Annotated in this window: 4 protein-coding genes and 1 pseudogene; all 5 read right to left on the bottom strand. The window is 62.8% G+C overall.

Annotated features, from left to right (window positions below):
* A pseudogene (locus A3764_RS11705) lies at window positions 1–437 on the bottom strand (type IV secretory system conjugative DNA transfer family protein); the annotation flags it as partial.
* A 16-nt stretch (window positions 438–453) separates the two neighbouring features.
* Window positions 454–2,382: a relaxase/mobilization nuclease domain-containing protein gene (locus A3764_RS11700; RefSeq protein ID WP_067267172.1), complete on the bottom strand. Its 1,929-nt coding sequence runs from the start codon at window positions 2,380–2,382 to the stop codon at window positions 454–456.
* Window positions 2,375–2,995, bottom strand: coding sequence for a helix-turn-helix domain-containing protein (locus A3764_RS11695; protein ID WP_067267170.1), 621 nt, complete (start codon window positions 2,993–2,995; stop codon window positions 2,375–2,377). Before A3764_RS11695 ends, A3764_RS11700 begins: the two co-directional genes overlap by 8 nt.
* A gap of 514 nt (window positions 2,996–3,509) precedes the next feature.
* A complete protein-coding gene (locus A3764_RS25690; RefSeq protein ID WP_231886407.1) occupies window positions 3,510–3,686 on the bottom strand; it encodes a hypothetical protein in 177 nt (58 codons plus the stop codon).
* Between the two features lie 735 nt (window positions 3,687–4,421).
* Window positions 4,422–4,760 (bottom strand): DUF736 domain-containing protein, encoded by a 339-nt coding sequence (locus tag A3764_RS11690; RefSeq protein ID WP_067267168.1) that lies wholly within the window; start codon window positions 4,758–4,760, stop codon window positions 4,422–4,424.
* Window positions 4,761–5,507 lie beyond the last annotated feature (747 nt).

Here is a 5,507-nt window from a genome sequence, read left to right as displayed (position 1 = left end):
GCGCGGGTCGGGGCCACCATCATCACATGCGGGATGGTGGTCGAGGAGATGAACTCGGCCTTGGAGGTCGGCGCGCCAAGCTTGCCGCAGACGAAGCCCTTGCCCGGCGCTTGCAGCATGTCGTTCGTCTTCAGCTGCGCCTTGGTTTGCCAGTGGGCCGAGCCATAATCGTCGCGCTCTTTCTTCCAGGTCCAGGCCAACGCCAGGGCGCCGAGGCCTAAGGCCCCAAAGCCGACGGCACCAAAACCCACCTTGAAGGCCTCGGGATGCGCCGCGCGGGTGCCGGCGCTCGCCTTCCAGAGCGCCAGCATGTCGAAGCTGCCAAACCCGGTTTTCAGGGCCAGGGTCAGGTAGAAGGCAGCGACGATGGTGCCGATGACAGCGCCGCAGATCACACCGAAAAGAAATGCGGCCCAGAGGGGAAGTGTCTTGGTCATGGTGGTCATCTCCCCCTCAGAATTCCATCTCGTCGTCGAGACCGCGATCACGGCCAAGGTCGCGCCCCATTTCCTGCGCTTCCTGCTGGCCACGCAGCCGTGCCACCTCGGTCGCCTTGTCCTGCTGCAATCCGGCGGCGCGGTCGGTGAAGACCTGGTCGCCCGTTTCCTCAAACGTCATCTCAAGGAACTCCTGCGTGACGGTGATCTGATCGAGCTTGCTCGGCAGCGCCGCATCCAGCACCTCGTAGTTGCCGCGGCGTAGCTCGGCCAAACCTTCCTCACCCAGTTCCTTGAAGAGCTCGGATTGCAGGGTCCGCTCGACCGTCTCTTCCTGTTCCTCGCTGAGCTTGCCGTCGCGCAACATGTCGGCGAGGTCCTGCAGGTAGGGATTGGGCGTCCGGTCGTCCTCGTCGATGAGCGGCAACGTTGCCTCGTCCTCATCGGCAAGGGTCCGACCGATCTGGACACCCAGTTCCTTGGCCCGCTCCATCAGCGCGTCCATCACGCCGTCGACCTTCTCGAGCGCGGCGTCGAGTTGGTCATCACTGGCCGTCTCGACACTGAGACCGTCCTTCGCCAGCACCGCGTTCATGTCCCGCTCGACCCAGTCCTGCGCCATGCCGTAGTTCCGCGTGCCGCCCGCCGTGATCCGGGCCACCAGCTCCTCGCTGTCCATCCCGGCCTCGTCGGCGCGCTCGAGCACGTCACGGAGCCCATCATCATTGCCGGACTGCAGCGCGGCGATCAGAACCTCGCTGCCCGCCCCTGGCGGATAGGGTTCCTCGAGTTGCTTGCCGAAACGTGCGCGCAGGTCCGGGTCCGGCACCATCTGCGAAAGGTCTGCGATGATCGGCGCGGCCTTGGCCTCGAAGGCGGCGCGCTCGGCCGGGTCCAGTTCTTCGGCTTTGAGCCTCAGCGCCTCGATCGTGCGCTCGGAATAGTCGATCGCGTCACCGACGGTCTTGATGTCCTTCATGTCTATCTCTCCTTCGGTGAAATTCCACGGCGTGCCCGAGCCGAGACTGTCGGCCATGCCGCGCAGGACGCGCGCCATGTGGCGCTGGTCCATCCGGTCCAGCAGGTCGGCGAGGTTCTTGTAGTCCTTGGCGAAGCCCACCACCTGTGCCTGCGCGATGGCTGACTCTTGCGCGGTCATGACGATCTCGCGCGGCAGGCGGGCCTCTTCCTTGGCACGGTAGATCTCTTCGATCCCGGCGGGCTTCTCGAAGATGCCGCGCTCGAGCCGGGTGGTGGCGTCAAGCATCACACCATAGCGTTCCGCGATCTCGGCCTGCTTCTCGCGCATGAGCTGCGGCGACATCACGCCCTCGGCCCAGCAAGAGAACCAGGTGCCCTTCTCGACGCCGCGATTGTTCAGGATGATATGGGCGTGCTTGTGCGCCCGGTCGTCATGGACCGCGAGGACATAGTCCCACTGGTCGCCGTATGCACCGCTCTCGAAGAAATGCTCCGTCCAGTGCATCGCGATGTCGCGGACCTGGTCGACCGTCACGTCGGTCGGGAAAGAGAGCAGCATGTGCGAGGTGAAACCGAGCTTGGTCGAGCCGCGCCAGGTCCCGGCCCAGTCCTCGACGATGTCCTTTTTCTGCTCCTCGGTAAGCACCGCAGCATCGGTCAGCGCGTTGGTCATCGTCGAGTAGGTGTAGACCGCCTTGTCGTTGATGTAGGAGATCTGCGCCCCGAGCGAGGCACGCGTCTTGCAGCCCCCTGCCCGGATCCGCTTGAACACCGCCGCCCGGCTCTGCCCCGACGCCGCCTTCAGCGCGTTGCGCGCCGACAGGGATCCGACGCGCGCGAAACTCCGCCCCTGCCGACGCCCCGCCAGCCGCGCGTCGATCCGCGCCGCGGCCTGGCCCCGGATGCGCTCATCCTCCCAGAGCCGACCCATGACCGAGGTGTAGAGGGCAAGCGGATCAGCCATTCCTGACGAGCCTCAAACCTGTCACGGTCTCGCGCAGGTCATCCTCCAGAACCGCGCTCTCCGCTCCCTGCCCTTCTTCCTTTTTTGGCCACTCCTGATGACGCAGTGCCTGCGCTGCATCCTTCATCCGGCCCATCTCACGGCTCATGGACTGCGCCAGATCGAGCAGTTCGATCAGCACGGCGCGATCCGCCTCCGAGACCTCCAACCGACCGCGATGCACCGCCTTGGCGAGCACCAATCCGGCGTCGCTCACGTCCTTCGCCTGACGCCATGCAGCGCAGAATTCGGCGACCAGATCACGGGGTACATCGAGGAACCCGCACCGTCCGCGCAGCACCGCATTGAGCGCCTGCGACCGGTTGGCAAAGCCCCGTTCGCGCCACTCCGCATCGAAGGCTTCCAGCTCGGATCGGCTGGCCCGGAACGCCACCGTCTCGCTTGGATCGCGCACCGCGATCCCCTCGCCCGCCTCCTCTCTCGCGAGCCGGTTCACATGGCGCGCAGAGATGCCAAACGCCGCCGCCAGTTCCTTCGCGCTTTCGCCCGCCGCAAAGCGCCGTGCCACTTCGATGCGCTCTTCTAGCTTCAGGTTTTTCGCTGGCCTCGGCACTAGGGCGTTCTCCCGTTTCAAAGAAAGGCATGCATGCGCAGACGCGCGCGAGGCAGAGATTGCTCGCAATCGCGTTCGCGTGCGGCGGAGCATTCAGCTTTGCGGGAAACGCCCATGACAGACCCCTCGGACAAAATGTGCAAACATTGGCCATATCCTGCCAACGTCTTCCTTCTCTCCTTCGCTTGTACCTCAATAAAGTACATTGCGCAATATTACGTTTTGCGTGATGTGTATTTTTGCGAGTATCGGCAGCGCGTTCAAAGCCCTGCGCAGCGTGACATCGAACGAGCGCAACCCTCATTGATGCGCAGAATCCGGGCGGGAAGGAAGCTGCTGGAATTGGCGTCAGCGCAGCGCTTGAAAACGCACAAACCGAGCGCCCGAGCTAGTTACTGATCGGGCTCCAGGAACACGAAGACGGCCCGCGGGTTACACCCTCTCCGGACGTCACGAAGCTTCTGAGAGACGACGTCAGACCCCTGCGGATCCGAAGAGCGCAGGGGTCTCTGGGTCAGTGACCCAGTCCCTGAGAGCGCATGTCGTCATAGCGGCTGCGGGCGATCAGCGCCTCGGTCTCGAGGCTGCCGAGGGTCTCTGGATGGGCGTCTTCATCGAAGGCGGCGAGGTAGGCATCGAAGGCCATGTCGGCTTGCAATTCGGCGAGGTCGATCGATTGTTCGAGTGTCATGGTGTGATCCGGCCCAACGATCGTCGTTGGACGGATCGTGGAAAAGACCGGGGGCATGAGAGCGGGCTGCACCCGGCACGGGGCGGAATGAAATGGAGCACACCGGGGACAGGTTTGTTGTGAGCGATGCCTCGGCAGCGCTCAAGGCGTCACGGTGCTTTACGTTTTCAAAAGAACAATGATGTTCGAAACACGCGTTCGAGCCGCAGGCGAGAGGCAGCGTGTTTCGAGGCGATTCAAACGTAAAGCGCCAGCCGTCCAGGAACCTGCCCCCGGGCGTTGCCGACCGCTCGACCTCGGGCTAGCGATCTCTAAGGCCAACAGGTCGACGGACAGGCGCGCGGCGGTGACACTGGCGTGAGACGTTGCCCCCAGGCTCATGACGTTGATTTGCGATTTCTACCCTCGCGGCACAGTGTAAATTCGCCACCCCGGGAAGCATCACGAAGACGGTCCTGGCGCGGTTTGCTCGACTGAGAGAAGGAGTGCGCTTGGCTCGCTAAGTGGGTCCCAGTTCTCCGGCTGACATTCGGTTCCGCCACGCGCTTGCTCGATCCACGATGTCACTGAACACAAGGATCGGAACCGCATTTGCGACCTATCCAGTCTGACTACCCGCCACTGCCTCCGCGTCCGAAATATGAGGCATCCTTCGGACACCGATCTTGCGCCCGCCCAAGGCTGGTTCTCCAGAACGCAGAAAAGCCAGACCGCCGAAGCGGTCTGGCTGTTGGCTTAGGCGGCGTCTTTCGGGCCCCAGGGGATGACGGCCTGCAGAGACAGATCGTCCTGGTTCGCGGCTTTGCCGAGGTTGGCGTTGAAGCCGTGGTCGCGGATGGTCAGCGTGTAGTAGTCGGCGCCAGTCTCCTTGTTCTGCTTCTTCCAGATGCCGCCGCACTCGACCAGCTTGCCGCGCGGGGAGCGGCCGAGGACGCGGTGCGTGGGGGCCATCGGGTTCGTGCTCGCGACGGGTTCGACCGTGACGTCGAGGTCGAAGTTCAGGGTTGAAATGGAGCCGACGCCCTTGGCGGTCTCAAAGTCGGCGCTGGTGAATTTGATGCAGTTCGTGGTCATTGCTCTTCTCCTTGTTTGCGTTGCAATGATGGTCACCTTGCAGCTGGCCAAGGCACGGCCACACCGAAGGCGAAGCGTAGCGGAGAGGGGCAGGCGCCGGTCTTTTTGACCCGCGCGGAATGACCCGCAGGGTCAGGGGAAAAAGATCGGCGGCAACCTTTGTGGACGGGACGACAGCTGCGACCAGCATGTCATGCAACTCAGACATCGGGAGAAGTGCGGTGGCCGCGATGGGAAATGTGAACTGAACCGACAGACGCACCAGAGCACTGCGGGTTCGTTTTCACTCCCAAATAAACCGCGGCAAGTATCCATGATACCTATGAACGAACAAACGGTGGGCCTAGCAGAGCGCCGAGCAGGCGAAGGGAAGCAACGAGTCAAAGTGCTGCACTTCGGACAGCCAGGAGGCGGCCAAGCAAACTAATGCACCTAGGCAGACTGGCAAACACCCATGCCGACTAATGGTGACAGTGGTCCCAAAAAACCGTTGCCAACACTTACGAGCTTCGTTTGACGACTGAGCCGATAGCTTTGTTCATGCCTTTCGGGTCATCAACCTGATCGCCGCAGATTGCGGTCCCCATCGGAACGAAAACGTCTCGGAGACGTCGAACCATCCACTACCATCACCTGCGCCGTGGTTCGCGCCCATGCAGGAACACTGGCAATCGTGTCCGACGGCGTTCCGACAAGCGGGCGCGCACTTCTCCATTTCACGGTAGGGCTGAACGACGTAGAGCTGTC

Origin of the sequence: Sulfitobacter sp. HI0129, assembly GCF_001635395.1 — a bacterium.
GTDB lineage: Bacteria > Pseudomonadota > Alphaproteobacteria > Rhodobacterales > Rhodobacteraceae > Sulfitobacter.
The sequence above is the reverse complement of the archived record's forward strand: the minus strand, read 5'-3'. Positions and strand labels throughout refer to the sequence as shown.

Excerpts from the sequence above, each read along its gene's own strand:
- A3764_RS11700 (WP_067267172.1), bottom strand. The coding sequence starts at position 2,382 with ATGGCTGATCCGCTTGCCCTCTACACCTCGGTCATGGGTCGGCTCTGG.
- A3764_RS25690 (WP_231886407.1), bottom strand. The coding sequence starts at position 3,686 with ATGACACTCGAACAATCGATCGACCTCGCCGAATTGCAAGCCGACATG.
- A3764_RS11690 (WP_067267168.1), bottom strand. The coding sequence starts at position 4,760 with ATGACCACGAACTGCATCAAATTCACCAGCGCCGACTTTGAGACCGCC.